This is a genomic window from Candidatus Eisenbacteria bacterium (assembly GCA_016930695.1).
Classification (GTDB): Bacteria; Orphanbacterota; Orphanbacteria; order Orphanbacterales; family Orphanbacteraceae; genus JAFGGD01.
Map to the genome: position 1 here is coordinate 1 of JAFGGD010000007.1, position 26,924 is coordinate 26,924.

Genomic DNA, 26,924 nt, shown 5'->3' on the forward strand with positions numbered 1-26,924 from the left:
CCTCTCGGAGTCCGGGGCGTGCCGCCCCCTGGGTGGGTTCGTGATCGCCACGGAGTTCCCACAAGGGTGCGACCTCGCGCGGCTGTTCCTCACGCACCTCGAGAGGTTGGGGCCCCCGTCCCGCCCCTTCTCCTCGAAGGATCACGCCGTCCGTCCGGGGAAGAGGCGGAGGGGATGGCGGGAGAGGGTGAGGGTGCTTTGAAAACCCCTCGTAACCTGATTCACTTTTCCGGAGCGGAGCGGAGGAAAAGGTATCTGGTTACGAGGATCCGCGAAGGGCTTGCCGTCACTATCGGGATCGGGATCGCTATCGCAATCGAAATCGACCCGATTCGAATTCGTGAGCGGGGGATGGAGGAGATGCTAGTCCAGCGTGGCGTGCAGCATGGTCCAGTCGATCCGGCCGGCTTCGACTTCGTAGCCGAGGAGCATGCGGCCGGCGATGTGGCCGTCCTCGAACAAGGCGAAAGCGCTTCCCCCCGGGAGGATGACGATGTTGGAGAAGAACATCGTTCCCCCGTGCACGCCATCGAAGGGGATCAGATCCGTGCGGCTCCGTAAATCGGCGATGAGATCTCTCTCCGGATCTTCGAGTCCCTGCTTTCGCAGGAGTCGGATATCGGTGTCCGAGAGGGGGGAGGGGGATGCGTCGTCCGCCGCCGTTTCCTCTTCCGCTTCCGGAGCGGCGGTCTCCTCGACCCGGGCCTTCGCGTCCCGCAGTTCCGCCTCCCGCCGGAGGCGGATGTCGTCGACGAGGAGGATGGTCGCGAGAACGACGAGGAGGACGACGGCGAAAAAGGGGATCGGGAAGGACCGCCCGGAACCGCTCTCTCTCCACGCCATCCCCCTTTTCCTCCCTTCCTAGGCGTGCGCCGCGGCGAAGGCGCGAAGCCGCTCCTCCAACTCCGGGATCTGGTCGAGGGAGGTCAGGCTGGTGCATGCCCTGAGCCCCTCGGTCCGCACGCTCCCGGCGGTGTCCAGCGTGATGGCGCTGATCCCGTAGTGGAGCAGTTCGGCGATCAGCTTCCATCCCTCGTCGTATTTCGGATGAGAAAGGGTGAAGTAGAAACCGTCCGCCAGCGGCTCGCCGAGGTCGTTGTCGTAGACGAGTCGGAAGCCGTTCTCCAGGAAAGCCTTTTTCATCGCCGCGGCGCGGCGGGCGTACTCCTTCACGTCCTGCAGGAAGGGGATCGTTCCGTCGTTCACCCCTTTGAGGAGCGCCAGAAGGCCGTACTGCGGTCCCTCGGGGGTGCAGGCGGTGATCGGGTAGACGCCGCCGTGAATGAAGGCATAGCCGATCTTCTCCGTCCCGAACCGGTCCTTCAGGTGAGGGGACCGCTCCTCCAAGAGCGCCGGCGAGAGGAAGGTGATCGCCACGCGCTGGCCGGCGTAGCTGAAGCTCTTGGAACTGGAGACCACCGAGAACCACCGCTTGCCGTGGCGGCCGATCGTCGGCTGGTAGGGGGGCTCGCCGGGGCGGCCGTACTCTTTGCGGAAGTCCATGCCGAAGTAGGCGAGATCCTCGATGGCGATGGCGCCGTGACGGTCGATCGCCTCCGCCATGCCGGCCAGCTCTTCCTCGGTGAGGATGATCCAGGACGGATTGTTCGGGCTGGACCAGAGCACCGCCGCCACATCCCCCTTCGCGAGCCGCTCGTCCAAGGCGCGGATCAGCTTCTCCCCCCGGTGGTCGTAGAAATCGATGTGGTCGGTTTTCAGCCCGAGAAAGCGGGTCTGCTGCTTGTTCACCGGAAACCCGGGGTCGAGAAAGAGGACCGTGTCCTTCCCGGGATCCACGTGTCCCGCCACGGCGAGGCTTACGAAGCATCCCTGCATGGCCCCGACGGTGGGGACGCAGCAGGACGGCGGCAGGTCGAGGTTCATGAAGTTCTTCGCGAAGCGCGCCGCCTCCGCCTTCAGTTCCGGCACGCCGTCGAAGGGGGCGTACCGCTGGGCGACCCCCTTTTCGCGGAGCGCCGTGATCTCCGCCTCCACGCCCGCCGGGTTCGGCGGCAACCCGGGGATGCCGAACTCCATCCGGATAAAGCGGACGTCCAGCGCCTGCTCGATCTCGTTCACCACCCTGTTCATCTCGCGGATCGAAGCGGTGCTGAGGTCCACGCCCGCCTCCCGAACGATCCGCGCCACCGTTTCTCTGTCGAAAGGCACGTCGGGCATCGGTCTCTCCTATCCCTCGTGACGAAAGTCCGTGCAATCCAGGCTACGGTTCACCGGGATCGATCGAGTTCGATTTCGAAGATCGCCGCCGGCGCGGCGATGGAGTAGTTCTCCAGGACCTCCGGGTGCACCTCGCCGGCGCGGCCGATCACGCGGTTCTCGGCGAGAAGCTCCGCGCCCCGCCCCTCCAGAAAGAGGGGGTCGCGGGAAGGCCGGTAGGCGAGGGGGATCCCCAGCTCGCGGGCGGCGGCGTCGGCCACCGAACGGATGTCGGCGAAGCCGGCGGTCCGGTCCTGGATCACGCCGGCCAGATGGAGCCGCTCCTCCGGTTCGTCGTGTCCCTCCGCGAGAAGAACCACGTCGTCCGCCTCGAAGAGGCGGTGCGTTACGCCGGCGCCCCGGTTTCGTCCGAGCAGGCGGAGCAAACCGGGCGCGAGGGCGGTGCGGAGGATCCTCTGCTCCACCGACGCGGGATTCTCGGCGCGCACCGCGTCGCCCGGGTCGGCGGAGCGGGTCCTCTCGTAGAGATCCTTCTCGTTGGTCAGCATCAGGCTCATCGCCTCGGAGAAACCGAGGCCGAGCATGGTCTCCCGGGCGCGGCGCTGCAGCACCCTCTCCGGCCGTTCCCCGGCGAGGGTGAAGCTGGGGATGAGACGGCGCGGGATCTCGTCGTAGCCGATCGCCATCGCCACGTCCTCGATCAGGTCGACGGGGTGGAGGATGTCGTTCCGGTAGGCGGGGACGACGGCGCGCACCATGTCCCCCTCCGGCTCCGCGTCGTGCCGCATGGCGCGAAGAAGCTTCGCCGTTCGCGCGGCGTCCAGCGGGACGCCGATCACCCGCTCCGCCTCGCGCGGGTCGAGGCGCATCTCCGCCGGCGTCAAGTCCGGCGTCTCCCGCCGCTCACCTCCCCGAACGATCGCCACCTTCTCAGGCCGCGCCTCCTCGAAAAGCTCGAGAAAGCTGGTCGTTAACACATGAAGCGCCTTTTCCACCGGGCGCTCCTCGATCCCCGTCACGTCGATGAAGAGGTCCGTCGACCCGGCGTGGATCGCCGTCTCCTTGCTGTTGATGACGGGGGGTATGCTGAGGACCTTCCCGCGGGCGTCCTCCAGGAGCGGGTAGCGCGCGTGTTCCTTGAGCAGATGGGCGTAGTCGATCCCCTTGGGATGCTTTTCCAGGATCTCCCGCGGCGTGAGCGCCCGGTCGTCCCGCGAGGCGAGTGGGACGAAGCGGATCTCCTCGGGGCCGACGGGCCGGTAGAGGAAGGGACCTTCGAGAACGGAGAGGTCGTAGACGCCGATGGAGGCGAACTTCCGGTTGCGGCCGAGCGCCCAGTGCAGATCCTCCTGGAGCTTCATCACCGCGCGGATGGTGAAGTCGTCGAGGCGGACGCCGCGCACCGCCGCGCAGGCGATGTAGGGGCGGTAGGAATCGGAACGCCCCATGTCCGGATCGACGCGGACTTCCAGGGACGCCGGCGCGAGATCGTAACGGGGGAGGCCGGTCTCGCGCCCCAGCAGACCGCGCAGCGCGCGGGCGAGACCACCGGCGTCGAACAGATCCGGCCGCACGGGAAGGAGATCCATCCGGATCGCGTTTTCCCAGCCGAGGTCGATCCAGTACTTCTCCGGATCGCCGCCGGCGTCGGCGAGACACTCCGGGCACGCGCCGGGCGGTTCCCCCTTCTCCGTCCTCTCCACGATGGAGCCGCAGGAAGGGCAGCGGAGGCGGCGCACCGGGGCGAAGCCTTCCACGTCGCAGCCGAGCCGTTCGAGAAGATGCATCAGTGTATCGTCGTCGACGGGGGCGCCGATCCGGCGCCGCAGCGCGTCGGTGGGTATGGCGACTACAGGCACAGCGGCGTCTCCTCCAGCCAGCGGATATCGCTCCAGTAGAGTTTGCGGATGTCGGTGATGCCGAAGCGGCGCATGGCGAGCCGCTCCAGGCCGAGCCCCCATGCGAGGACCGGCGTGGCGCAGCCGTACGGCGCGGTCACCTCGGGACGGAAGACGCCGGCGCCGCCCAGCTCGAACCAGTCTCCCCGCTCCTCGTCGCGGACGAAGACCCCCACGCTCGGTTCGGTGTAGGGGAAATAGTCCGGACGGAAGCGGATCCGTTCGAAGCCCATCTGGCGGTAGAACTCGGCGAGCGTGCCGAGGAGGGTGCTGAGGCTCGCCTTCTCGTCCACGATGATCCCGTCCACCTGATAGAACTCGGGAAGGTGCTTGTAGTCGATCTTCTCGCGGCGAAAGACGCGGCCGACGAGGAAGACCTTGCGCGGGGGACGGGGATCCTCCCGGAGCGCGGCGACGGTGGCGGCCGTGGTGTGGGTGCGGAGCACCACGCGGCGCGCCGTCTCCTCGTCCCACTCGTAACGCCAGCCGATCGATCCGGTGCCGCCGCCGTTTTCGTGGATCGCGCGCACCTTCTCCACCAGCTCCCTTTCCGGAAGGGGGAAGCGCGGCGGGCGATCGACGTAGAAGGTGTCCTGCATCTCACGGGCCGGGTGGTCCTGGGGCTGGAAGAGGGCGTCGAAGTCCCAGAAGGCGCTCTCCACGCAGGAGCCGCGGATCTCTTGAAAGCCGAGGTGCAGGAAGGCGCGGCGCGCCTCCTCCAAGATGCGGCGGAAGGGATGCGCCTTCGCCGGATGCACCGGCGCCGCCTCGACCGTCACGTCGTAGGGCCGGAAGGCGACCTTCCTCCAGGCGCCGTCCACGAGGAGTTCGGGATCGAGCTGGTTTCTCTCGTCCAGCGCATCGACGCCGGCCTTCAGGAGCGCGCGCCCCTCGCCGGTGAGGGCGAGCCGCCGCCGCGTCCGGGCGCGCACCTTCACGAACTCCCTCGCCTTCAGGTCGCCGAGGGCTTCCCGGAGTCGTTCCGCCTCCGCCCCGAGGAGCTCGAGCGGGGCTTCGCCGCGTCCCCGGAAACGCTCCAGAAGTTCCGCGTCCGCGAATCCCTCCGCCGCCGCGTCCGGGTCGGGCGCGAGGGCGCCTTTCTCCTTGCGGGCCAGTTTTTTGGAGAAGAGGAAGCGGAGCAGCTTCCCCGCCTCGCCCGGCGCCATTCCGAGCCGCGCGGCGATCTCCGTCACCGGAAGAGGACCCTCCTCGACGAGGATCCGGTGAACCCGGAGCTCCGGGAGCGGCTCGCCCGATTGCAGGAAGAGGCGGCCGGCGTCCAGGAGGCTCACCTCCTCGAAGGGCTCCTCCTCGACGCGGACCCAGCCCCGCTCCTCCGCCTCCACGGCCGCGGCGGCGATGAGCGACTGGTCCACGCCGGCGGCCTCGGCCACCTCGGGAAGATAGGCGCCGGCTTCCGCGCCTTCGAGGCCGCGGAGCAACGCGCATTGATTCGGTGGTAAAGCAGTACTCATGGGGCGTCTTCCTCGTTTCCTACGTGATTGCGCGCGTTTTCGGAAGGAGGATACCACAAAGCCCCGGGGGACGGAAAACGGCAAAGTAAAACGCCGGCGGCGCTTTGCGGGGTTGTGAAGGGCGGGGTGCGGGTACGCGCGCGGCCGCTCCTCCCCGGGACGGGGAGGCGGCGGGCGCCGGACGTTTCATAAACCGTTATCTCATAAAGTAGATGAACCGTCCGCAGTGCGGGCAGCTGAGGATCTCCTCGTTCTTGTTGACCTGGGCGAGCTGGGTGGGGAGCCTCTGGAAGCAGCCGTAGCAGACTCCGTCGAAAACGGGGGCGATCACCTTGCCGTATTTGCCGCGGATCCGGTCGTAGCGGGAGAGAAGCTGCGGCGAGCAACTCTCGCGGGTGCGCTTGCGCGCGTCCTCGAGCTTTTCCTTCCGGCTCACGTCGAAACCGAGTTTCTCCTCCACTTCGGCGTTCCCTTTGCCCAGGTCGTCGATCATCAGCTCGATATCGTTCAGGATGACGAGGTATTCCAGTTCCGTCTTCAAGGACTTCTCCTATTATGAGGCCAGTTCGTCGATCAGATTGAGCAGTTCGGCTTTGGAATCGATCTCGCCCAGCCTCTTCCGGTTCTTGGGGAGCCGGATCAATTGCACGATCTTGGCCAGAATCGGGTGGTAGAGATTCGAAGGGTCGATGGGGGGGGAAGCGACGAGGAAAAAGTGCCTGACCGGTTTGCCGTCCACCGCCCCGAAATCGATCCCTTTGAGGGACCGCCCGTAGACGAGAGTGATCTGCGAGAAGATGGTGGATCGCAGATGAGGGATCGCGACCTCTTTCCCGATGCCGGTGGATCCGAGCGCCTCCCGCGACCGAACCAGTTCCAGGGCGATGTTCTTCGACTCGGGATCGATGTTCAGAAGGGCGACCAGCTCCTCCAGGACTTTGTCCTTAGTGCCGGCCTGCAATTCGAGGCTGATCGCATTCAGATCGAGATAGTCCGAAAGATGGATCGATTCCATTTGCGGGCTCCTTATTGGAGCGTTTCGCCTACGCCACGTTTTCCCCAGGGAATGTACGGTAATCGACGGCGGTCCGGCAAATGGTTTTTTCCTCCTCCGGCGCCGCTTGACCGGGCGGCCGGCCCTCCGCTACAGTCAATCGATACGGAGGAACCTGATTTGGAACAGGGAAGACTGACGAAAGAAGAGCGCAAGAACATACGGGATAAGACGTTGGAATCGTTGAACGCCTTGACCCCCGAGAGCGGAATCGAGGCGACGGCGGGCATCGCGCCGCTTCTCGTTCCGGACCCGAAAGCCGCGCCCGGGCAGAACGGTCTTCGCGTCGGTAGGGAAACGATCCTGGAAGTGATCGACGCGGTAGACAAGAAGATCCGGAGCAAGGCGAAGCGTTCCGCTCTGGTGGAGGCGCTCTGGTCCACCGGTTCCGGCGAGTGTCGCGTGGCCGCCGCGCTCCTTCTGCCCCCGCTCCTCCCCGCGCCGAACGAGGAGGAGGAGGCTATCGCGGTGGAGCGCGTTCGCGCCTATCTGGCGGCGACCGATTCGCCGGCCGTTCGGGAGGCGCTCGCCGATGCGGTCTCCCGCGAACTCGAGGCGGGGCGGGACGATTCCTGGAACCGGGCTTTCAAGGTCTGGCGGTCCGAAACGGACCCCCGCTATCGCGTGTTCGGCGTCGCCGCCTACGCCCGGCTCCTCTCCCGGGGGAAGGCGCCGGAGAAACTCTTCGACGGCCTGATGGTCGCCCGGCGCCATGCCGCCGATTCCGATCCGATGGTGCGTCGCTCCGTCGTGCAGCTTCTTCTCGCCGGGGCGCGCCGCCAGGCCCTCGCGGTGAGCCGCTTCGTGGCCCGGTTCGAAGAGGACGATCGGGAAGAGGTCCGCGCCCTTGCGGTGGAAGTGCTTCCCCGCGTCCGCAGGGAGCGGGACCAGGAGACCGGCGCCGCGCCGGGGGAGGCGGACGGGGCCGGCGTCGCCCTCTCTTGACGCGCCAGAACACCCAGTGATACACTTCCTGATTCCGATGTTAAGCGAAAAGGAATAAGGAGATACGGTTGTGAAGGAATATGGAACGGACGCTCTCCGCAACCTGGCATTCGTCGGGCACGGAGGCTCGGGCAAAACCTCCCTCGCCGACGCCCTCCTGTTCATCGCCGGCGGATCGAACCGACTGGGCCGGGTGGACGACGGCACCTCCCAATTCGATTTCGACGAGGAGGAGAAGAAGCGGAAGCTGACCATCCGGAGCAGCCTCGGATTCGTCGAATGGAAGAAGAGCAAGATCAACTTCCTCGACACACCCGGCTACGCCGACTTCATCGGAGACGTGGTGGCCGCTCTGCAGGTGACCGACGCGGTCGTGGTCCTCGTGGACGCCCAAGCGGGCGTCGAGGTGGGCACCGACCGGGTTTGGCGCTACGCCAAGAGCCGTTCCCTTCCCGCTTTCTTTTGCGTGAACAAAGTCGATCGGGAGCACGCCGACTTCGCCAAGGCCTACGGATCGATCCGGGAGCGCCTCGCCGACGGGGCGGTGGCGGTGACCATTCCCCTGAACGAAGGGGAAGGCTTCGACGGCGTGATCGACGTTCTCCGGATGAAGGCGTTCCGTTATCCCTCCGACGGCTCCGGCAAAGGGAACCCGGAGGAGATTCCCGCGGACGCGGCGGACCGCGCGCGGGAGGCGCGGGAGCGGTTGGTCGAGCAGGCCGCCGAGACGGATGATTCACTCGTGGAGAAATACCTCGACGGCGGCGAGCTGACCGAGGAGGAGATTCTTCGCGGGCTGAAGGCGGGAATCGCCGCCGGCACGCTGTACCCCGTGTTCGCCGTTTCCACGGGCCGCAACATGGGCACCGACCTGTTGCTCGATCGGATCGCCGAGTCGGGCCCCTCGCCGGCGAACCGCTCCGAGATCGTTTCCGCCGACGGCGAGCAGAAGCGGAAACCTTCCGAGAGCGAACCCCTGGCGGCGCTCGCCTTCAAGACCGTTTCCGAAGCCCACATGGGTGAACTCACCTACTTCCGCGTTTTCAGCGGCGAGATGAAGGCCTCTTCCGAGCCGTACAACCCGAGGACGGAGAAGCCCGAGAGGATCGGACAGCTCTTCTACGTTCGCGGCAGGGAGCGGGTCGAGGCGACACGGCTCACGGCCGGCGATTTCGGCGCGGGCGTCAAGCTCAAGGAAACCAAGACCGGCGACACGCTTTGCGAGCCCGGCGGCGACTTCGTCCTTCCCGCCATTCCCTTCCCGAAACCGGTGATCCGCTCCGCGGTGATCGCGATCAACAAGGGGGAGGAGGACAAGATCGGCAACGGCCTCGCCCGCCTGCAGGAAGAGGATCCCACCTTCCGCGTGGTGCACGACAAGGAAGTGCGCCAGACCCTCCTTCACGGCCTCGGCGAGATGCATCTGGACATCCTCGTGCAGAAGCTGAAGGAACGGTTCAACGTCGGGGTGGAGCTGATCAAGCCGCGCATTCCATATAAAGAAACGATCCGCGGAAAGGCGGAGGTGCAGGGCCGCTACAAGAAACAGACCGGCGGCCGCGGCCAGTTCGGCGACGTCTGGCTCCGCATCGAGCCGCAACCGCGCGGCGTCGGTTTCGAGTTCGTCGATGCCGTCGTGGGCGGCGTGGTGCCGAACAAGTTCATCCCCGCCGTCGAGAAGGGCGTGGTGGCGGCGATGGAAGAGGGGGTCGTCGCCGGCTATAAGGTGGTGGACGTGAAGGTCAGCCTTTACGACGGATCCCACCATCCGGTCGACTCTTCGGAAAACTCCTTCAAGGTCGCCGGTTCGATGGCGTTCAAGAAGGGCTTCCTCCAGGCGAACCCGATTCTCCTCGAGCCGATTTACGAGGTGAAGGTGACCGTGCCCGAGGAGTACATGGGCGACGTGATGGGCGATCTCTCCTCCCGGCGCGGCAAGATCCTCGGCATGGACTCCGAGGGGGGATTCCAGGTGTTGCGCGCCCGGGTTCCGCTGGCGGAGCTGTACAAGTATTCCACCAACCTGCGTTCCCTCACACAAGGTCGCGGGTTGTACGAGAGGGAATTCTCCACCTACGAGGAGGTTCCGAAGGATTTCGCCGAAAAGGTGATCGCCGAGGCACAGGCGGCCAAGGAGGAGGCCTGATCGGCCGGGTACGATGCGACAGACCGATCGAGACGTCGCGGGGGATCGGGCCTGTCCGGCCTGATCCCCCTTTTCATCCGAACCGGGCGCCGTTGCCCGGTTCTCGAGGGATGTGCTACACTTTCCCCGACGCGGCGGGGACGGTTCCGCCGGCGCCGCGCGGGCGATCCTACGGTTGAGGTGTGCCATGTCCGGACACTCCAAGTGGTCGACGATCAAACGTAAAAAAGGGAAGGCCGACGCGCAGCGCGGCAAGATCTTCACGCGGCTCATCCGGGAATTGACCATCGCCGCCCGGTCGGGCGGGGGCGATCCTACCTCCAATCCGCGCCTCCGCACCGCCATCGACAACGCCAAAGCGAACAACATGCCGAACGCGAACATCGAGCGAGCGATCAAGAAGGGGACCGGCGACATCCCGGGCGAGACGATCGAGGAGATCAATTACGAAGGATACGCGCCGGGCGGCGTCGCGCTCCTGATCGAGACGATGACGGACAATCGAAACCGGACCACTTCCGAGGTCCGCCACATCCTGACCAAGCTGGGCGGGCGGATGGGCGAGGTCGGTTCGGTGGCCTACCTGTTCAAACAGAAGGGCCTGATCGTGGTGGAGAAGAGGGATGGGCTCTCGGAGGACGACCTGATTATGATCGCCCTCGACGCGGGGGCGGAGGACGTCTCCGACGAGGGGGATTCCTGGGAGATTACGACCGATCCCTCCGCGGTGGGCGAAGTGACCGCGGCGCTCAAGGGGGCGGGGATCGTTCCCGACGAAGCCGAGGTGGTGCGGCTTCCCATGACCACGGTGCCGCTGGGCCGGGATGCGGCGGGGAAGGTGCTTCGTATGGTCGAGGAGTTGGAGGACAATGACGACGTGCACCGCGTCTCCGCCAATTTCGACATCCCCGACGAGTTCCTCGAAGAGCTGAGTTCCTAGGCCGCGACGCGGGCCCGAGGCGGGCGTCCCATGATCGTTCTCGGCGTCGATCCGGGGAGCGCGAGCACGGGCTTCGGCCTGATCCGCGCCGTCGGCGGGCGTTTGATCCGCATCCACTCCGGCGAGATCCGCCCCCCCCGAAACGCCCCTTTCCCGGAGAAACTGCAGGTGGTTTACCGCGGCGTGCGGGATCTCCTGGACAGGGAGGCTGTGGACGAGGCGGCGGTGGAGGATCTCTTCCAGGGCGTGAACCCCCGGACCGTGGCGCGGATCGGCCTGGTGCGCGGCGTGGTGCTCCTCGCCGCGGCGGACTCTTCGGTTTCCATCGCCGAATACCCGCCGGCGCGGATCAAGTCGGCGGTGACCGGGAACGGCCAAGCCACCAAGGAGCAGGTGCGTTATATGGTGCGGAGCATCCTCGACCTAGCCGATCTCTCCGGATCGACGGACGAGTCGGACGCCCTCGCCGTGGCGATCTGCCACTGCCACCGGGTGGCGCGGGAGGGGGCGCGATGATCGCCTACGTGCGGGGCCGCCTGGCGGAGAAGAGCCCTTCGCGGGCGGTGGTGGATGTGGGGGGCGTCGGTTTCGACCTCCTCATCTCGCTCTCCACTTTCGAGGACCTGCCCGCCGAGGGGAGAGAAGCGACGCTTTTCACCCTCCCCTATCTCCGGGAGGAGAAACTATACCTCTATGGTTTTTCCGATCGATCCGAGAGGGACGTTTTCCTGCAGACACTCGCCGTGCCGGGTGTCGGTCCCAAGCTGGCGCTGGCGGTGCTGTCGGCCCTCCGGCCGGATCGGTTCCGCGAGGCGGTACTGAACGGGGACACGATTCTCCTCACCCGGGTGCCCGGGATCGGCAAGAAGAGTGCCGAGCGGTTGGTGTTGGAGCTGAAGGGGCGTTTCGAACTGGAAGGTGGGACGGCGGGCACCGCCCTCCCCGGCGGGATCGCCGGCGAAGCGATCCTGGCGTTGGAAGCGCTCGGTTTCCGGGGGGACAAGGCGGCGAGGGCCGTGGAGCGGGCCGCCTCGGAGGGCGGTGGGGAAGACTCGACTCTGGAGCAATTGGTGAGGGAGGCTCTTCGTTTTGTCTGATTCGAACGCGCGCGATCAACGGGACCTGACCGCCGGCGCCCCCTTTCCGGGGGAGGAGCGTTTCGAAGAGACGCTGCGGCCGCGGAGGTTGGACGACTTCATCGGCCAGGAAAAGGTGAAGGCGAACCTGCGCGTGTTCATCGAGGCGACGCGGAATCGGGGCGAGGCGCTGGATCACGTTCTTCTCTCCGGACCGCCGGGGCTCGGCAAAACCACCCTCGCCTGGATTCTCGCCGAGGAACTGGGGGTGGAGATCAAGACGAGCTCCGGGCCGATCATCGAGAAGCCTGGTGATCTCGCCGGAATGCTCACCGGCCTCTCGGAGCGCGCGATTCTCTTTCTGGACGAGATCCACCGGATGAGCCACGTGGTGGAGGAATACCTTTATCCGGCCATGGAGGACTATCAGATCGATATCCTGATCGACAAGGGCCCCCACGCCCGCTCGGTCCGCCTCAGCCTTCCTCCCTTCACGCTCGTCGGCGCCACCACCCGCTCCGGTCTTTTGACGCGGCCGCTCCGGAGCCGATTCGGCGTGGAGTGCCACATGGACTTCTACGATGCAAAGGATCTGCACAGGATCGTCATCCGCTCCGGCCGGATCCTCGGCGTGGATGTGGACGACGAGGGCGCCTCCGAGATCGCCCGCCGCTCCCGCGGAACGCCGCGGGTCGCCAACCGGTTGCTCCGGCGGGTGCGGGATTTCGCCGAGGTGGAGGGGAGCGGCCTGATCGACGTCTCCCTGGCGCGACACGCCCTCGCCCGTCTCGACGTGGACGAGCGGGGTCTCGGGGGGATGGATATCCGGATCCTGGAGGCGGTGGTGCGCAAGTTCGACGGCGGGCCGGTGGGACTCGGCACGCTGGCCGTCTCCGTCGGCGAAGAGGCGGACACCATCGAAGACGTGCACGAACCTTTCCTCCTCCGCGAGGGTCTCCTGCAGCGGACTCCGCGGGGGCGCGTGGCGACCGCCGAAGCGTACCGCCACCTCGGCGTGGATCCGGAGGGGGATCGCCGGCGGCCGCAGGAGCGCCTCCTTTGATCGCTTCCCGATGAAAATCTCCGACTACGATTTCGAGCTGCCCGAGGAGCGGATCGCCCAGACGCCTGCGCCGGAGCGGGACCGGGCGCGGCTGATGACGGTGGAGCGTCGCGGCGGCGGGATCGGGCATGCCGAGGTTCGTGACCTGCCCTGGCTTCTCCGGCCGGGCGATCTTTTAATCTTCAACGACACGCGCGTTTTTCCCGCCCGCCTCTTCGGCGTTCTCGACGGGACGCGGAGGGCGGAAGCGCTCTTCCTCCGTCCGGTCGGGGAGGGGGAGTGGCTCCTTCTCGTCCGTCCTTCCCGCAAGGTGCGGCCCGGTTCGATCCTCCGCTTCGAGGGGGCGGGACTGGAAGGCGAGGCGGTGCGCCGCGGCGGCGAGGGGGAATGGGTGGTCCGCTTCTCGGGGGGAGAAGACGTGGACCGCGCCCTGGACGGAGCGGGGGAGGTGCCTCTCCCTCCCTACATTCGGCGCCGCCCCGACGAGTCGGACCGTACGCGCTACCAGACCGTGTTCGCGCGAACGAGGGGATCCATCGCTGCGCCCACCGCCGGGCTTCATTTCACCGAGTCGCTTCTCGAGGATCTGGACCGCGCCGGAATCCGCCGCGCACGCGTGACTCTGCACGTCGGGCCGGGGACTTTCCGTCCCGTCCGCGCCGAAGAGGTGGAGGACCACCGGATGGAGGAGGAGGAGTACCGCGTTCCGGAGGAGACCGCGGAAGCGGTGGATCGCGTCCGCCGTGAGGGAGGAAGAGTGGTGGCGGTGGGAACGACCGTGGTGCGCGCGTTGGAGACGGTCGCCCGGGGGGACCGCATCGAACCGGGGACCGGGTGGACGCGTCTCTTCCTCCATCCGCCGGCCAAGCCGCGCGTGACGGACGGATTATTGACCAATTTTCACCTGCCCCGCTCCACACTTTTCCTGCTCGTTTGCGCCTTCACCGGCGCGGACCGGATGATCGACGCCTACCGGTACGCGGTAGGGGAGGGGTATCGTTTCTACAGCTACGGCGACTGCATGCTGATCCTCTGATTCCCCGCCGCCGCCGAACGCCGACCCGTGAAATTCTCGGTGCTGAATAGCGGTCTGGGCCGTCCCACCATGCCGAACGACATCGCGACCTTCGCACCGGACGGCGCTCATGTTTCGTGAGCAGCGGGAACATTCCCCTGTGGCCGGACGGCACCAACTCCATGATCATTCAGGCGCCGTTGATCGGCCTCCTGGAGAGTGAAGAGGTGGATGCCCTCTCCTGGGGGAAGGATCTGGTGGTGCTTCCCTCGGAAGTTCAAAAGCATTTCCCTCTCACCTTCTATTTCTCCGTCGATTATCTGACCACCGGCCTTCAGGGAACGGCGGTTTACACGGAGTCGCAGAGCGGCAATATCCTGGGGGACATCTTCTTCTCCGACTTTTCAGGGATGGACTGGAAGGTGCTCGACGGATCCAACTCGATTCCCTCTGCGAAAGGGCGTCCGGCCGGCGGGCCGGGCGCCCTTTTCCATGCCTCCTCGAACCTTTCCCGTGTTGACTTTCCCCGCTGATTTCATTACAATTAAGTCATTCAAACGGTCTCCCCAGACTCTCCCCGAGAACGTGATTACCTGGAGGATAGAATGCGGATTCGTCTGATTTTCGCCGTTTTGTCGATCCTGTCCCTCGCCGCCGCGGTACACGCCGCCGATAGGCCGCGCCCCTTCGAGGATGTGGTGAACGACGCGCAGGAGCGAGGGGTGATCGACCGGGAAGAAGCGCTTCTGAGCCGTTTCCGTTTCGTCTTCGCGCCGGAGCGCGTCGCCCCGGTTTTGGCCGTCGAAAACGTTTTGCCCATCAAAAGTCTCACCCGGGCGGTTTGGGAATACGAGGAGGGGAAGGCGGGCTTCCGCGCCTCTACGGTGGAGGAGATCGAGGGATATCTGCGGGGGGATAGCGGCGCGGGAAAGACCGCGGCCTATACCTACGACAGTCCGAGCGGGCATTTCCGTTTGACCTATGAAACGATCGGAACGAACGCGGTGCCCACCGAGGATGTGAACCCCGCCAACGGGATTCCGGACTACGTGGAGAAGGTGGCGATCTACTGCGATTCGTCCTGGACCCGCGAGGTGGACGAACTCGGATTTCACGCCCCCGCCCTCGAACCCGGCGAGAAGTACTCCATCTCCTTCGAGAACATGGGCGCCTACGGCTACACGACTTCCGACGGGCACGGCGGAAGCGCGATCGTCATCGAGAACAATTTCGTCGGTTTCCCACCCAACGACGATCCGGAAGGGGATCAGCTCGGCGCCGCGAAGGTGACTTGCGCCCACGAGTTCAAGCACGCCACCCAGATGAACACCACCGGCGGCATGTCGATGGGGGGATGGATCGAGCTGGACGCGGTTTGGGCGGAGGATGTGGTTTTCGACGAGAGCAACGACTACTACAACTACTTCGGATACAACGACGGGATCACCACGCCGGCCCTCTCGCTGGACGACGGCGGGAGCGGAACCTACGAGGACGCCATCTGGCAGCACTTCCTCTGTGAGAAGTGGGGGATCGGGATGGGGCTCGCTCTCATGAACCGCCGCGAGATCGAACCCGCCGAGACCGTTCCGAACAGTTACGAGGCGATCATCGGCGACCAGGGGATGTCCTTTCAGGACGCCTTCGCCGAGTTCGCCACCTGGAACTATCTGACCGCCGGCCGGGCGAACGACGACATACCCTGCTACGGGGAGGCCGATACCTATCCTCTCGGCATGGTCTACGCCACCGTCGACGCCTACCCCCACGAGGCGACCGACGTCATTTCGCGGATGTCCGCCCACCCCTACCGGATCCGCAGCCTCGGCGATCTGACCGGCGCGCTCCGCGTCATCTTCGACGGATCGAACTTCCAGAGAGTGACCGCTCTCTACCGCCGCGACGCGGCCTACGGGGGAGGCTGGTTCCGGGAGGACATCCCGCTGGATTCGCTGAACCAGGCGGATCAGACCCTCGCCCTGCCGGCGGAGCAGACGGCGCAGCTCGTGGTGATCGTCGTGAACGGGAAGAAAAGAAGCGATCCGACGTCCTATACGATTCGCTTCGAGGACGGCACGGTGCAGACCGGCGTCGGCTCCGCCGTTCCGGTGGCGCTCCCCTTCGGCCTCGAACCGAACCGCCCCAATCCGTTCAACCCGACGACGACCATCGATTTTCGCCTCCCCGCGGAGGCGTCCACGTCTCTGTTGGTGTATAATCCGGCGGGACGTTTGGTGCGCACGCTGATCGGCGGCGAGAGCCTGCCGGCCGGCGGGCATTCGGTCCGCTGGGACGGCTCCGACGATTCGGGCCGCGACGCGGCTTCCGGCGTCTATTACTACCGGCTCACGTCGGGCGAACGGACGGAGACGCGCCGCATGGTCCTTATCCGCTGACCGGCGCGTCGCGCGAGCGAACGCGAGCCCCCGTCGCCATCGAGCGGCGGGGGCTTTTTCACGGGAGCGACGGGCGATGGCGGCGATTCGATTTACGTGTGAGGCGACCGATCCCGCTTCCGAGGCGCGGGCGGGGAGGATCGATTCGCCCCACGGCATCGTTCCCACCCCCGCCTTCATGCCCGTCGGGACGCGCGGTGCGGTGCGCGCCCTCGATCCCCGGGAGATCGAGGCGGCGGGGGGGCGGATCCTCCTCTCCAACACCTACCACCTCTATCTCCGCCCCGGCCACGAGCTGATCCGCGAACGGGGCGGTCTCCACCGCTTCATGGGCTGGACGAGGCCGATCCTGACCGACAGCGGCGGCTTCCAGGTCTTTTCCCTCTCGGCGCTCCGCCGGATCCGGGACGAGGGCGTGGAGTTCCGCTCCCACCTCGACGGCTCGGCCCATCACTTTACGCCTGAACTGGCCGTGGAGATCCAGGCGGCGCTCGGCGTGGACATCGCCATGTCCTTCGACCACTGCCCGCCCCTCCCGGCGGAACGGAGAAGCGTCGAGGAGGCGGTCCGCCGCACCACGCTTTGGGCGGAACGGGGGCGCCGCGCTCTGGACGCGCTCCCGCCGGAACGGACGCCGGAGGGGCGGAAACCGGCGCTTTTCGGCATCGTCCAGGGGGGGCTCGATCGGGACCTCCGGCGGAGGAGCGCCGAGGAGATCGCCGCCATCGGTTTCGACGGCCACGCCATCGGAGGGCTCTCGGTGGGGGAGACGAAGGAGCAGATGGGGGACACGCTCTCCTTCACGGCGCCGCTCCTCCCGGCGGACCGTCCCCGCTATCTGATGGGCGTCGGCTTTCCCGAGGATATCGTCGCCGGAATCGAACGGGGGATCGACCTCTTCGATTGCGTCCTCCCCACCCGAATGGCGCGCAACGGCACTCTCCTCACGTCGCGGGGGCGGTTGGTGGTGAAGAACGGCGCCTACGCCCGCGACGACCGTCCCCCCGATCCGGATTGCGACTGTCCCGCCTGCCGGCTCTTCTCCCGCGCCTATCTGCGACACCTTTTTTCCGCGGGGGAGATCCTGGCGCTCCGCTCGGCGACACTTCACAACCTAACATTCTATTTTCGCATCGTTCGCGAGGCTCGGGAGGCGATCCGGCGGGGCGAATACGCCGCCTGGAAGGGCGCCTTCCTGGAGCGCTGGTTCTCCGGCGAGGGTCTCTGATCCTCTCCGCGCCCGCGTTTAGGGGTTGCCAGGTCCCGCGCGGATCGGGGAAGATGGCGGGGATCGAAAACGAACCAACAACCCGAGCACGGGAGGGTTTCATGAACGCGCACTGGCTTCTCGCCATGGGCTCATCGGGCGGCGGCGGCGCCTCGTCGGGAGGGGGCGGCGGATTCGGCCTGCTCTTTCTCTTCGGCGGTCTCTTTCTCATCTGGTGGTTCCTCTTTCTTCGGCCGCAGTTCAAGCGCCAGAAGGACCGCCAAAAAATGCTCGACGCCCTCAAGAAGGGGGACCGGGTGGTCACGCGGGGCGGTCTTCTCGGCACCATCGTGGGAATCAAGGAAAAGGTGGTGGTGGTCCGGATCGCCGAGAACGTGAAGGTGGAAGTGCTCCGGAGCAGCTTGGAAGGGATCGCGGGCGAAGGGGCGTCCCCGCAGCCGGAACAGAAGGAATGAGGATTCTCTTCGCCGGCACGCCGGCCTTCGCGCTCCCCTCCCTGGACGCGATCGCCGGCGCCTCCCGGCACAGGCTGGTGGGCGTGCTCACCCGGCCGGACCGCCCGCGGGGGCGCGGCCGGAAGCAGGAGCCGCCGCCGGTCAAGGCGCGCGCCGAGGAGCTGGGGCTTCCGGTTCTCCAGCCGGCGCGCCCCTCCTCGGAGGAATCCCTCCGCTCGATCCGGGAACTGGCCCCCGAAGCGGTCGCCGTGGTCGCCTTCGGCCGCATACTGAAGCCCCCCTTTCTCGCCCTCCCTCCCCGCGGGTGCGTCAACGCGCACGCCTCGCTTCTCCCCGCCTACCGCGGCGCCGCGCCGATCGAAAGGGCGATTCTCGAGGGGGAGACGGAGACGGGGATCACCACCATGCTGATCGACGAGGGGCTGGACACGGGGGAGATGCTCCTTCGGGAGAAGACGCCGATCGGAGAGGGAGAGACCGCCGGAGAGCTGGCGGAACGGCTCGCGCGCATCGGTGGGAGGCTTCTGGTGGAGACGCTGGATCGATTGGAGCGGGGGGATTGTCCGCGCGAGCCGCAAAGGGAGGAGCGGGCGACCCACGCCCCGCCGATCCGCAAGGAAGAGGCGCGCGTCGATTGGGCCGCGCCGGCGGCGCGCGTCGTCCGTCTTGTGCGGGCGATGAATCCGAAGCCGGTCGCCTTCACCGGAACGTCGCGGGGGGCGATGCGGATCTGGCGCGCCTCCGAAACGGAGGGAGAGGGGGCGCCGGGGACGGTGCTCGTCGCCGAGGCGCGGTCGGGTCTCGTGATCGCCGCCGGAGAGGGAGCGGTTCGCCTGGAGGAAGTGCAGCTTCCGGGGAAACGGCGCGTCGAGGCGCGCGCCCTTCTCGCCGGCGTCCGTTTTCCCGTCGGCGCCCCGCTCGCCGGGGAGGCGTGACGATGGGCCGGGGAGGCGCCCGCGCGGCGGCGCTCACCGCGCTGATCGCCGTCGAAGAGGGTCTTTTCCTGGAACCGGCCCTGGAGCGGGGGGACCGGGTCGCCGGCCCGGACGGACGGGAGAGGGGGCTCGCCCGCCGGATCGTGCGCGGCGTGCTGCAGAACCGCGGCCGGATCGATTGGATCCTCGGTCGCTTCCTCGACCGGAGCGGACCGGAGCGACTCGATCCGCGCACCCGGAACCTTCTCCGGGCGGGCCTCTTCCAGCTCCTCTTTCTCTCCGCCGTCCCGGCGCGCGCCGCCGTGTTCGAGACGGTCGCCCTCGCCCGGCGGAGCGGCGGTGAACCGGCGGCGCGCCTCGTGAACGGCGTACTCCGCCGTTTCCTGCGCGAAGGGGAACCCCCGGGGATCCCCTCCATCGAGGACGACCCGGCGGGACATCTGTCGATCCGGGAGTCTCATCCTCTATGGCTCGCCTCCCGTTGGGTCGCTCGTCTCGGCGTGGAGCGCGCCGCTCTCCGGATGGCGGCGGGGAACCGGATCCCTCCTCTCTCCCTCCGTGTGCTTGACGGTAAAAAGGTTGATGCCATCGCCGGGGAGCTGGAGGCGGAGGGGGCGATCGTTCTGAAGAGCGCGCTCCACCCGGCCGTCCTCATGCTGCGGGAGGGCGGGGATCCCTCCCGTCTCGCCCCCTTCCGGCGCGGGGAGATGATCGTGCAGGACGAAGGGATCGCGGCGGCGGGGCGGGCCGCCGAGCCGGTGGACCCCGCGGCGCGGGTGGCGGATCTCTGCGCCGCGCCGGGGGGGAAGATCCTCCCCATCGCCGTCGCGCTCGGCCCGGAGGGGCGCTCGGCGGCGCTGGACCTCTCGGAGAGGAGGCTGCGACGCCTGGAGGAAAACAGAAGGCGGGTCGCCGCGGACAGGCTCCTTATCGCCGCGGCGGACGCGCTGGCGCCCCCTCTTCGGCGCGCCCGATTCGACCTCGTCCTCCTCGACGTTCCCTGCAGCGGTCTCGGCGTGCTTGCGCGGAGGCCGGATCTCCGCTGGCGCGTGCGCGAGGAGGACCCCGCCCGCCTCGCGCGCCTGCAGATCCGCATGATCCGCTCGGCGGCGGAGCTTGTTGAGCCGGGCGGGCTGCTCGTTTATAGTACCTGTACCACCGAGGCGGAGGAGAACGAGGAGACGGTGGGGCGCTTTCTCGGGGAGAACCGGCGGTTCCGGCTCGAGGCGCCGCCGGCCGATCTCCCGGAAAGCTGCGTCGCCCCGGACGGGACGGTGCGGATCCTCCCGGAAACGCATCGGTGCGACGGCGCTTTCGCGGCCCGCCTTCGGAGGATCGATCGCTGATGCGCGTGTTTCGTTTTTTGCTCATCGCCGTCGCCCTCGGCGCTCTCTCTTTCGTCGGGGGGATCTTCCTCATGGACGTGGTCATGGGGGGCGTGGTCGGGCGTGGGGACGTGGTGAGCGTACCCTCGATCGAGGAGCTGCCCGAGGAAGAGGCGTCCCTCCGTCTGGAGGAGACCGGGCTCTACCTCGCGGTCGACCGGATCGAATTCAGCGCGCTCCTCGATTCCGGCATCGTGCTCCGCCAGCGCCCGGCTGCGGGGGAGAGGGTCAAGCGCGGGCGGCGGATCGGCGTGATCCTCTCCGCGGGAGCCGAGAGAGCGGCGGTACCGGAGTTGGTGGGGGAGAGGATCCGCCAGGCGCGGATCGCCCTCGCCGAGAAGGGGCTCCGCGTGGGAGGCGTGATCTCCGTTCCCCACGAAACGGTGGAGGAGCAGCGGGTGATCGCCACCGACCCCGTGGCCGGAACGGCGACCCTCAAGGGGGCGCCGGTCGACCTTCTGGTCAGCCTCGGTCCCGAGCCCTCCCGTTTCCTGGCGCCCGACCTGGTCGGGCTTCCGCTCGCGGAGGTGAGGCGCCACCTCCGTCTCTTCGGGCTCTCCCTGGCGAACGTCGCGTACGAAACCGAAACGGACAAGCCGGAGGGGACGGTGCTGGCGCAAACCCCGCCCCCCGGCGTGCGGCTCGACCGGGACCGCCGGATCGAGCTGAAAGTGGCGTCGCCGTGAACCGCGCCGAGGTCCTGCCGTCTCTCCTCTCAGCGGATTTCTCGCGTCTCGGCGAGGAGATTCGGAGCGTGGAGGAGGCGGGGGCGCGCACCCTGCATCTGGACGTGATGGACGGCCGTTTCGTCCCCAACCTCACCTTCGGCCCGATCGTGGTCCGGGCGATCCGCAGGCTATCCTCGGCGGTGCTCGACACGCATCTGATGGTTCGCGAGCCGGCTCATCTCGTTCCCGCCTTCCGGAAGGCGGGAGCGGACTGGATCTCGATCCACGCCGAGGCGTGCGCCGACGTGGAGGGAACCCTGGAGGCGATTCGCGTTTCCGGCGCGCGGCCCGGCCTGGTGCTGAACCCGCCCACCCCGCTGGAGGCGGTCCTCCCCTGGATCGACGGGATCCACCACCTTCTGATCATGACCGTGAACCCGGGCTTCGGGGGACAATCGTTCATGCGCGAAGTGGTTCCCAAGATCCGCGAGGCACGCCGCGTCCGCGACGAGAGGGGGCTCGGTTTTCGGATCGAGGTGGACGGAGGCGTGAATCGTGAAACCGCGCCGATCGTCCGCGAGGCGGGGGGGGATCTGCTCGTCGCCGGCTCCGCCGTCTTCGGAGCCGCCGACCGGGCCGCCGAGATGCGCCTCATCGCGGGAGGGGACTGAACGCCCGCGCCGCGGAGGCGCCCCCGCCGAAACTCCCGCACCCCGCTCTCGCCTTCCTCCTTGCCTTTCACCGTCCGGCGGGTACACTGAGAAGACGTCGGCGCGCCGCGCCGGCTTCGAGGTGGGTTTTCGCGAAGGAAAAGGGGGAAATCGATGGCCGGAAAACGCATCGGCGTCTACTGTCTCGTCCTTATCCTGGCGGCGGGTCTGGGGTGCTCGGGGAAAAAGGAGCTTCTGCTCCAGAAGGACCAGGAGATCACCCGGCTGCAGGACCGCGTCGCCACGCTGGAGGAAAAGGCCCTCGCGGAGAAGACGCGGGCCGACGACCTGGAGCAGAACCTCCGGGGGGCGCTGAAGGATCTGGAGGAGACGGAGCAGGTCTGCATGCAGGAGAAGGAAGGCTGCCAGAGGATCACCCTCACGGACGCGGCCACGTTCGGCTCCGGTAGCGCGACGCTTTCCAAGAACGGACGGTCGATCATCGACCGGATCTGGAATGTCCTGGATGAGTACCCCGACCGATACATCCTGATCGAGGGGCACACGGACAACGTGCCGATCGCGCCGAAGTTCCGGGACCGCTATGCGTCGAACTGGGAACTCTCCACGTCGCGGGCGCTGTCGGTGCTTCAGTACATCCTGTCGAAGGGGAAGGCGGACCCGACCCGCTTGGCCGTGGTCGGTTACGGCGAGGAGAGACCGGTGGCGTCGAACGACACCGCCGAGGGGCGGGCGCAGAACCGCCGCGTGGTGATCGCCGTCCGCGATTTCATGGAATAGCCCGGATACCGCGCGAAGTTCCCTCAGTCGGCCGACTCGACGAGAACCGCCTCCGCCTCGTCCCGGCCGAGGACGATCTCGAAACCTTCCAGGCGGATGCGGAAAGCGTCCTCATCCGTCTGGAAGGCGACCACCGTCACCACTCCGTTCGGCAGTATGCCGAGATCGAGGATCTTCTGCCGGAGCGCGCCGGTGGCGTTCACCTGAACGACCCGGCCCCTTTCGCCCGCCTCCATCTCGGCGAGATTCCGGAGACGGCCGAGGCGATCGGCGCGGGCGCGCTCCCTTGCCTCGCAGGCCAATTCGCACTCCGCCGAGGGGTTGTCGCGCACGAGCCCGCAGTGTTGAAACAGATCGAGGAGGCGCCGTCCCTCGGGGCACACCTGGAGGAATTCGAAGAAGCGGACCAGAGAGGACATCCCCTGACGGGTGAGGCTGTGCTCCATGCAGCAGGCGTTCTCCACCGCGTCCTCCCGGGAGAGGCCGAGTACCTCCTCGAAGAGGCGGGTCAGGATGCGGTGACGGGCGTACACGCGCTGCGCCTGCTCCAAACCCTCGGGGGTGAGATCGATGTACTCCCGGCGGACGTAGCGGATGAGCCCCATGTCGGCCAGCCGTTTCATCGCCGGCGAAACCGACCCCGAGCGGACGCCGCGAAGGCTCGCGATATCGCGTACGCGGGCCAGTTTACGGTCCCGGACCAGCTCGTAGATCGTCTCCAGGTAGTCTTCCAGGGCGCCGGTCAGGGCGGGGGGCTGCTCCCGGTTCTCCATGGCGTTCTCCTTCGTACCCTGTCTATCAGGAAGGGGAGGAGAGGGTCAACGGGATAGTGCCCCTCTCCCGGTCCTCTCGGAGTCGGGGAGGGGAGGGGAGAATTTGGGGATGGAACCCCGGCCGAATGCGTGCTAGATTACTCGTTTAGGTCCCGCCTAGTCTGGTTTGGATTGGGAGCATGTTCGACGAGCTGACCGAAAAGCTGGACGCCGCGTTCCGCAAGCTGCGCGGGCGGGGCAAGTTGTCCGAGAAGGACGTCAAAGAGGGGCTCCGGGGAATCCGGCTCGCCCTTCTCGAGGCGGACGTACACTACCGGACGGTGAAAGAGTTCCTCGGCGCCGTGCGGGAAAGAGCCGTCGGCGCGGAGGTTCTGGAGAGCCTCTCGCCGGGGCAGCAGATCGTCAAGATCGTCCACGACGAGCTGGTGCGGCTCCTCGGCGGCCGGTCCTCGTCGATATCCCTCGCCTCCCAGCCGCCGACGGTGATCCTGATGGTCGGCCTGCAGGGGTCGGGGAAGACGACGGCGTCGGCCAAGCTCGCGGCCCGATTCGCGAAGCGGGGGAAGAGAACGCTCCTGGTCGCGGCGGACACGCACCGTCCGGCGGCGGCGGACCAGCTGGAACAGCTCGCCGCCGCGGTGGGATGCGATTTTATTCGCGGCGCCGGCGGGGAGAAGGCGGAGGAGATCGCCGGGCGCGCGATCGGGGAAGCCCGCGGCCGCCTCGTCGACGTGGTGATCGTCGACACCGCGGGACGGCTCCACGTGGACGAGGAGCTGATGGACGAGGTGGTCCGGATCCATGACGCGGTCCGGCCGACGGAGACGCTTCTCGTCGTGGACGGGATGACCGGCCAGGACGCGGTCAACGTCGCCGAGGCCTTCCGCGACCGGGTCGGCGTGGATGGCTTCCTCCTGACCAAGATGGACGGCGACGCCCGCGGCGGCGCGGCGCTCTCGATTCGCTCGGTCACCGGCAAGCCGATCAAGTTCCTCGGAACCGGCGAGGGGATCGACGCGCTGGAGGAGTTCCATCCCGAGCGGATGGCGACCCGCATTCTGGGGATGGGCGACGTGGTCACCCTCGCCGAGAAAGCGCGGGAGGTATTCGACGAAAAACAGGCGGAGCGACTGGCGGAGAAGCTGCGGCGGAACGCCTTCACGCTTGACGATTTCGCCGATCAGATACGGGCGCTCAAGAAAATGGGCCCCCTGGACCAGGTCCTCGGAATGCTGCCGGGGGCGGCGCGACTGCCGAAAGGGGTGTCCATGGAAGACGGCGCGGTCCGGCGGGTCGAGGCGATACTATCGTCCATGACGCCGCGGGAGCGGGGGGAACCCGCGATCCTGAACGGCAGCCGTAGAAAGAGAATCGCCCGGGGGAGCGGCACCTCCGTGCAGGAGGTGAACCAGCTCGTCAAACAGTACGAAATGATCCGGAAGATGATGAGCCGCTCCGGCAGGAGAAAGGGGATGGCCCTTCCCTGGGGCGTGTAGCCCGAACGAAAGAAAACGTTTTTCATTTCAAGCAAAAAGGCCGGACCGGGGGTCCGGTCCGAGAGGAGACGGAGAAGGTGTCGACCAAGATTCGACTGGCCAGGCATGGACGCAAAAAACGCCCCTTTTATCGCATCGTCGTAACCGATTCGCGGAACGCCCGGGATGGGCGGTTCGTGGAGGTACTGGGAAGCTACAACCCGATCCACAATCCGGCCAAGGTGCAGGTGAACCAGGAGAAGGCTTTCCGCTGGCTGGGAGACGGCGCGGAGATGAGCGGTACGGTGGAAAACATCTTCGCCCGCGCCGGCGTTCTCTCCCGTTATCAGTCCGCCCGTTCCGGAGAGGAGCTGCGGGAAGAGGAGCGCAAGGTCACCATCGAGATCTTCGGGCATCCGCTGGACGAGCACGGATCGAAACGGAAGGGGAAGAAGGACGCTCCCTCCGGGCCGAGTGAGGAAGCGCCGGTCGCCGTCGCCGAGGAGCCGGTCGCCGAAGCGGCCGCCGAGGAGCCCGCCGCCGGGATCGAGGCGGAGGCCGTCCCGCCCGAGGAGGGCGCCGAGCCCGGCGAGGAAGTCAAGGAATGAGGGAGCTGGTCGAATACATCGCGCGGCACCTGGTGGACAATCCGGATCAGGTACGGGTCGAGGAGGTGGAGAGGGACGGCGGCGTCGAATTCCTCCTCCACGTAGCCAAGGAGGACCTGGGCAAAGTGATCGGTAAGAACGGTCGGACCGCCCGATCGATCCGCGCCCTTCTCGGCGTGGTTTCGGCGAAGGAGGGGCGGAAGGCCGTACTGAGCATAGTAGACTAACCGACCCGCGGTCCGAGGGTCCATTCTACTGCGGCGTCGAACGCCGGGCTGCAAGGCCGCCTCTCCATCGTCGCTTCCTCCATCGTAGCTAAGGCTACGACTCCGGAAGCTCCTCGTCCGAGGCGCCCTCTCGCCTCGGCGTTCGGCGCCTCGTCACGAATGGGCCCTCGGACCGCGGGTCGACGGCCTTGGTGGGTCGAGGGCCTGTAATAAGGCCGTCTCTCGCCTCGTCCGCCGGCGTCTCGTCAACGAACGCGCTCGTGGACCGCGGGTCGAGGCCGGGGCGATACGGGGAAGAAGGAAGAAAGAGAAGTCGATGGAGTCGCAGTGGATCCGGATCGGTGGGGTCGGGAAGGCGCATGGGCTGCAGGGGGAGGTCCGGGTCTATCTGGACCGTCGCTTCGCGGCGGCTTTTCCCGATCTGCGCAGGATACTGCTCGTGGACGAGAAGGGACGCGAAAAGGAAACCGATTTCGAGGTGAGGCCCTCCTTCGCGGATTCGGGTTTGATCTCGACCGCCCTCGCCGGCGACCGGGACGGAGCGGAAGCGCTTCGGAACGCGGTGATCTTTGCGGACCGGGAAGACCTGGCGGCGGTAGGCGTCGAAGGTCCGTTCCACGAGGACCTGATCGGCCTTCGAGTCGTGACCCGGGAAGGCCGCGACCTCGGCGTGCTCGAGGATGTGCTCCCCTATCCGGCGGGTGACCTCTATCGGGTCGTCGGCGAAGGAGGGGAAACGCTTCTCCCCGATTCGCCCGGGCTGATCGTCGGGATCGACGGCGGTGTGATGACCGTCGATCCGCTCCCCGGTCTATTAGGTCTAAACGGTTGAGCCGCACGGACATGATTTTTTACGTCATCACCCTATTTCCGGATCTCTTCCCCGGCCCCCTCGCTTCCGGCGTCACCGGCAAAGCGATCGACGCGGGGAAGGCGAAGATCGTCCCGGTGAACCTGCGGGATTTTACCGACGACCGCCATCGAACGGTGGACGATTCCCCATACGGCGGAGGGCCGGGAATGGTCATGATGTGCGATCCCCTTTTCCGGGCGGTGGAGTCGATCCGGGAGGAAAGGGGCGAGAAGACGCCGGTGGTTCTGCTCACGCCCCAGGGGGAGCCTCTCCGGCAGGACCGCGTGGAGAGGATGATCCGGGAAGATGCATGGATACTCGTGTGCGGCCGTTACCGCGGCGTCGACCAGCGTTTTCGAAACGAGATGGTGGATCTGGAACTGTCGATGGGCGATTTCGTGATGAGCGGAGGCGAGATCCCCGCGATGGCGCTTTTGGACGCGGCGATCCGGCTTCTCCCCGGCGCGCTCGGCAACGAGGATTCGGCGGAGGAGGACAGTTTCTCCCGCGGAACCCTCGGACCGCCCGATTACACGCGCCCCGAGAGCTACCGCGGTCTCCGCGTGCCGGAGGTTCTCCTCAGCGGAGACCACGCCCGTATCGCGGCTTGGCGGGAAGAGGAGGCGCGGCGGCGCACCGTGGAACGACGACCCGACCTGCCGCGTCGCCCGGTAGAATAG

Annotated in this window: 29 protein-coding genes; 22 read left to right on the forward strand and 7 right to left on the reverse strand. The window is 67.0% G+C overall.

The features are described 5' to 3' along the window. Window positions 1-202, forward strand: a 202-nt coding sequence (locus tag JW958_00565; protein ID MBN1824722.1) for a hypothetical protein, incomplete at its 5' end; no start/stop codon positions are given. A 161-nt stretch (window positions 203-363) separates the two neighbouring features. Here JW958_00565 and JW958_00570 read toward each other — a convergent pair. From JW958_00570 to JW958_00595, 6 genes are all read right to left on the reverse strand, one after another. Continuing rightward, window positions 364-843 carry a hypothetical protein gene (locus JW958_00570; protein MBN1824723.1) on the reverse strand — a complete coding sequence of 160 codons (480 nt, stop codon included), beginning with the start codon at window positions 841-843 and terminating at the stop codon, window positions 364-366. An 18-nt stretch (window positions 844-861) separates the two neighbouring features. Beyond that, a complete protein-coding gene (locus JW958_00575; GenBank protein MBN1824724.1) occupies window positions 862-2,178 on the reverse strand; it encodes a pyridoxal phosphate-dependent aminotransferase in 1,317 nt (438 codons plus the stop codon). A gap of 50 nt (window positions 2,179-2,228) precedes the next feature. After that, window positions 2,229-4,037, reverse strand: coding sequence for a phenylalanine--tRNA ligase subunit beta (locus JW958_00580; protein ID MBN1824725.1), 1,809 nt, complete (start codon window positions 4,035-4,037; stop codon window positions 2,229-2,231). Next, complete coding sequence (locus tag JW958_00585) at window positions 4,028-5,551, reverse strand: phenylalanine--tRNA ligase subunit alpha (GenBank protein MBN1824726.1); 1,524 nt, start codon at window positions 5,549-5,551, stop codon at window positions 4,028-4,030. Before JW958_00585 ends, JW958_00580 begins: the two co-directional genes overlap by 10 nt. A 196-nt stretch (window positions 5,552-5,747) precedes the next feature. Next, window positions 5,748-6,092 (reverse strand): hypothetical protein, encoded by a 345-nt coding sequence (locus tag JW958_00590; protein ID MBN1824727.1) that lies wholly within the window; start codon window positions 6,090-6,092, stop codon window positions 5,748-5,750. 12 nt (window positions 6,093-6,104) lie between these two features. Continuing rightward, a complete protein-coding gene (locus tag JW958_00595) occupies window positions 6,105-6,566 on the reverse strand; it encodes a PTS sugar transporter subunit IIA (GenBank protein ID MBN1824728.1) in 462 nt (153 codons plus the stop codon). Between the two features lie 159 nt (window positions 6,567-6,725). On the opposite strand from JW958_00595, the gene JW958_00600 reads away from it, so the two are divergent. The 16 genes from JW958_00600 (at window position 6,726) to JW958_00675 (ending at window position 22,308) form a co-directional block, all read left to right on the forward strand. Then, complete coding sequence (locus tag JW958_00600) at window positions 6,726-7,550, forward strand: DNA alkylation repair protein (protein MBN1824729.1); 825 nt, start codon at window positions 6,726-6,728, stop codon at window positions 7,548-7,550. Window positions 7,551-7,620: 70 nt separating this feature from the next. Beyond that, the gene (gene fusA / locus JW958_00605; GenBank protein MBN1824730.1) at window positions 7,621-9,696 is read left to right on the forward strand and encodes an elongation factor G; all 2,076 of its coding nucleotides are present in this window, start codon (window positions 7,621-7,623) and stop codon (window positions 9,694-9,696) included. A 187-nt stretch (window positions 9,697-9,883) separates the two neighbouring features. Continuing rightward, entirely contained in the window at window positions 9,884-10,636 is a 753-nt protein-coding gene (locus JW958_00610; protein ID MBN1824731.1) for a YebC/PmpR family DNA-binding transcriptional regulator, read from the forward strand. Window positions 10,637-10,666: 30 nt separating this feature from the next. Continuing rightward, the gene (gene ruvC, locus JW958_00615) at window positions 10,667-11,152 is read left to right on the forward strand and encodes a crossover junction endodeoxyribonuclease RuvC (GenBank protein MBN1824732.1); all 486 of its coding nucleotides are present in this window, start codon (window positions 10,667-10,669) and stop codon (window positions 11,150-11,152) included. After that, a complete protein-coding gene (gene ruvA / locus JW958_00620) occupies window positions 11,149-11,733 on the forward strand; it encodes a Holliday junction branch migration protein RuvA (GenBank protein MBN1824733.1) in 585 nt (194 codons plus the stop codon). The genes ruvC and ruvA overlap by 4 nt, the downstream gene beginning before the upstream one ends. Further along, window positions 11,726-12,775, forward strand: coding sequence for a Holliday junction branch migration DNA helicase RuvB (gene ruvB, locus JW958_00625; GenBank protein MBN1824734.1), 1,050 nt, complete (start codon window positions 11,726-11,728; stop codon window positions 12,773-12,775). The genes ruvA and ruvB overlap by 8 nt, the downstream gene beginning before the upstream one ends. Before the next feature lie 10 nt (window positions 12,776-12,785). Continuing rightward, a complete protein-coding gene (gene queA, locus JW958_00630) occupies window positions 12,786-13,811 on the forward strand; it encodes a tRNA preQ1(34) S-adenosylmethionine ribosyltransferase-isomerase QueA (GenBank protein ID MBN1824735.1) in 1,026 nt (341 codons plus the stop codon). Between the two features lie 116 nt (window positions 13,812-13,927). Continuing rightward, window positions 13,928-14,323, forward strand: coding sequence for a hypothetical protein (locus tag JW958_00635; GenBank protein ID MBN1824736.1), 396 nt, complete (start codon window positions 13,928-13,930; stop codon window positions 14,321-14,323). A gap of 72 nt (window positions 14,324-14,395) precedes the next feature. Continuing rightward, the gene (locus JW958_00640) at window positions 14,396-16,186 is read left to right on the forward strand and encodes a T9SS type A sorting domain-containing protein (protein ID MBN1824737.1); all 1,791 of its coding nucleotides are present in this window, start codon (window positions 14,396-14,398) and stop codon (window positions 16,184-16,186) included. Window positions 16,187-16,262: 76 nt separating this feature from the next. Next, entirely contained in the window at window positions 16,263-17,414 is a 1,152-nt protein-coding gene (gene tgt, locus JW958_00645; protein MBN1824738.1) for a tRNA guanosine(34) transglycosylase Tgt, read from the forward strand. A gap of 101 nt (window positions 17,415-17,515) precedes the next feature. Then, a complete protein-coding gene (gene yajC / locus JW958_00650) occupies window positions 17,516-17,869 on the forward strand; it encodes a preprotein translocase subunit YajC (GenBank protein ID MBN1824739.1) in 354 nt (117 codons plus the stop codon). Further along, complete coding sequence (locus JW958_00655; GenBank protein MBN1824740.1) at window positions 17,866-18,804, forward strand: methionyl-tRNA formyltransferase; 939 nt, start codon at window positions 17,866-17,868, stop codon at window positions 18,802-18,804. The genes yajC and JW958_00655 overlap by 4 nt, the downstream gene beginning before the upstream one ends. A 2-nt stretch (window positions 18,805-18,806) precedes the next feature. Continuing rightward, window positions 18,807-20,150 carry a 16S rRNA (cytosine(967)-C(5))-methyltransferase RsmB gene (gene rsmB, locus JW958_00660; protein ID MBN1824741.1) on the forward strand — a complete coding sequence of 448 codons (1,344 nt, stop codon included), beginning with the start codon at window positions 18,807-18,809 and terminating at the stop codon, window positions 20,148-20,150. Next, on the forward strand, window positions 20,150-20,875 hold the full coding sequence (locus JW958_00665; protein MBN1824742.1) for a PASTA domain-containing protein: 726 nt from the start codon (window positions 20,150-20,152) through the stop codon (window positions 20,873-20,875). The genes rsmB and JW958_00665 overlap by 1 nt, the downstream gene beginning before the upstream one ends. After that, on the forward strand, window positions 20,872-21,528 hold the full coding sequence (rpe, locus tag JW958_00670) for a ribulose-phosphate 3-epimerase (protein MBN1824743.1): 657 nt from the start codon (window positions 20,872-20,874) through the stop codon (window positions 21,526-21,528). The genes JW958_00665 and rpe overlap by 4 nt, the downstream gene beginning before the upstream one ends. Window positions 21,529-21,681: 153 nt before the next feature. Continuing rightward, complete coding sequence (locus JW958_00675; GenBank protein ID MBN1824744.1) at window positions 21,682-22,308, forward strand: OmpA family protein; 627 nt, start codon at window positions 21,682-21,684, stop codon at window positions 22,306-22,308. Between the two features lie 23 nt (window positions 22,309-22,331). Here the strand turns inward: JW958_00675 and JW958_00680 are convergent, their stop codons facing one another. Further along, on the reverse strand, window positions 22,332-23,081 hold the full coding sequence (locus JW958_00680; GenBank protein ID MBN1824745.1) for a metal-dependent transcriptional regulator: 750 nt from the start codon (window positions 23,079-23,081) through the stop codon (window positions 22,332-22,334). Between the two features lie 179 nt (window positions 23,082-23,260). Between JW958_00680 and ffh the strand changes: the two genes are divergently transcribed. From ffh to trmD, 5 genes are all read left to right on the forward strand, one after another. After that, window positions 23,261-24,577 (forward strand): signal recognition particle protein, encoded by a 1,317-nt coding sequence (gene ffh, locus JW958_00685; protein ID MBN1824746.1) that lies wholly within the window; start codon window positions 23,261-23,263, stop codon window positions 24,575-24,577. Window positions 24,578-24,654: 77 nt separating this feature from the next. Continuing rightward, window positions 24,655-25,164 (forward strand): 30S ribosomal protein S16, encoded by a 510-nt coding sequence (rpsP, locus tag JW958_00690; GenBank protein ID MBN1824747.1) that lies wholly within the window; start codon window positions 24,655-24,657, stop codon window positions 25,162-25,164. Beyond that, window positions 25,161-25,391 carry a KH domain-containing protein gene (locus tag JW958_00695; protein ID MBN1824748.1) on the forward strand — a complete coding sequence of 77 codons (231 nt, stop codon included), beginning with the start codon at window positions 25,161-25,163 and terminating at the stop codon, window positions 25,389-25,391. Before rpsP ends, JW958_00695 begins: the two co-directional genes overlap by 4 nt. Before the next feature lie 316 nt (window positions 25,392-25,707). After that, window positions 25,708-26,223, forward strand: a complete 516-nt coding sequence (gene rimM, locus JW958_00700; GenBank protein MBN1824749.1) for a 16S rRNA processing protein RimM — start codon at window positions 25,708-25,710, stop codon at window positions 26,221-26,223. A gap of 11 nt (window positions 26,224-26,234) precedes the next feature. Then, entirely contained in the window at window positions 26,235-26,924 is a 690-nt protein-coding gene (trmD, locus tag JW958_00705) for a tRNA (guanosine(37)-N1)-methyltransferase TrmD (protein ID MBN1824750.1), read from the forward strand.

What these genes read in the sequence shown, in the direction of transcription:
- JW958_00570 (MBN1824723.1), bottom strand. Translation starts at nt 843, where the DNA reads ATGGCGTGGAGAGAGAGCGGTTCCGGGCGGTCCTTCCCGATCCCCTTT.
- JW958_00575 (MBN1824724.1), bottom strand. Translation starts at nt 2,178, where the DNA reads ATGCCCGACGTGCCTTTCGACAGAGAAACGGTGGCGCGGATCGTTCGG.
- JW958_00585 (MBN1824726.1), bottom strand. Translation starts at nt 5,551, where the DNA reads ATGAGTACTGCTTTACCACCGAATCAATGCGCGTTGCTCCGCGGCCTC.
- JW958_00595 (MBN1824728.1), bottom strand. Translation starts at nt 6,566, where the DNA reads ATGGAATCGATCCATCTTTCGGACTATCTCGATCTGAATGCGATCAGC.
- JW958_00610 (MBN1824731.1), top strand. Translation starts at nt 9,884, where the DNA reads ATGTCCGGACACTCCAAGTGGTCGACGATCAAACGTAAAAAAGGGAAG.
- ruvC (MBN1824732.1), top strand. Translation starts at nt 10,667, where the DNA reads ATGATCGTTCTCGGCGTCGATCCGGGGAGCGCGAGCACGGGCTTCGGC.
- ruvA (MBN1824733.1), top strand. Translation starts at nt 11,149, where the DNA reads ATGATCGCCTACGTGCGGGGCCGCCTGGCGGAGAAGAGCCCTTCGCGG.
- queA (MBN1824735.1), top strand. Translation starts at nt 12,786, where the DNA reads ATGAAAATCTCCGACTACGATTTCGAGCTGCCCGAGGAGCGGATCGCC.
- JW958_00640 (MBN1824737.1), top strand. Translation starts at nt 14,396, where the DNA reads ATGCGGATTCGTCTGATTTTCGCCGTTTTGTCGATCCTGTCCCTCGCC.
- tgt (MBN1824738.1), top strand. Translation starts at nt 16,263, where the DNA reads ATGGCGGCGATTCGATTTACGTGTGAGGCGACCGATCCCGCTTCCGAG.
- yajC (MBN1824739.1), top strand. Translation starts at nt 17,516, where the DNA reads ATGAACGCGCACTGGCTTCTCGCCATGGGCTCATCGGGCGGCGGCGGC.
- JW958_00655 (MBN1824740.1), top strand. Translation starts at nt 17,866, where the DNA reads ATGAGGATTCTCTTCGCCGGCACGCCGGCCTTCGCGCTCCCCTCCCTG.
- rsmB (MBN1824741.1), top strand. Translation starts at nt 18,807, where the DNA reads ATGGGCCGGGGAGGCGCCCGCGCGGCGGCGCTCACCGCGCTGATCGCC.
- JW958_00665 (MBN1824742.1), top strand. Translation starts at nt 20,150, where the DNA reads ATGCGCGTGTTTCGTTTTTTGCTCATCGCCGTCGCCCTCGGCGCTCTC.
- JW958_00675 (MBN1824744.1), top strand. Translation starts at nt 21,682, where the DNA reads ATGGCCGGAAAACGCATCGGCGTCTACTGTCTCGTCCTTATCCTGGCG.
- JW958_00680 (MBN1824745.1), bottom strand. Translation starts at nt 23,081, where the DNA reads ATGGAGAACCGGGAGCAGCCCCCCGCCCTGACCGGCGCCCTGGAAGAC.
- ffh (MBN1824746.1), top strand. Translation starts at nt 23,261, where the DNA reads ATGTTCGACGAGCTGACCGAAAAGCTGGACGCCGCGTTCCGCAAGCTG.
- JW958_00695 (MBN1824748.1), top strand. Translation starts at nt 25,161, where the DNA reads ATGAGGGAGCTGGTCGAATACATCGCGCGGCACCTGGTGGACAATCCG.
- rimM (MBN1824749.1), top strand. Translation starts at nt 25,708, where the DNA reads ATGGAGTCGCAGTGGATCCGGATCGGTGGGGTCGGGAAGGCGCATGGG.
- trmD (MBN1824750.1), top strand. Translation starts at nt 26,235, where the DNA reads ATGATTTTTTACGTCATCACCCTATTTCCGGATCTCTTCCCCGGCCCC.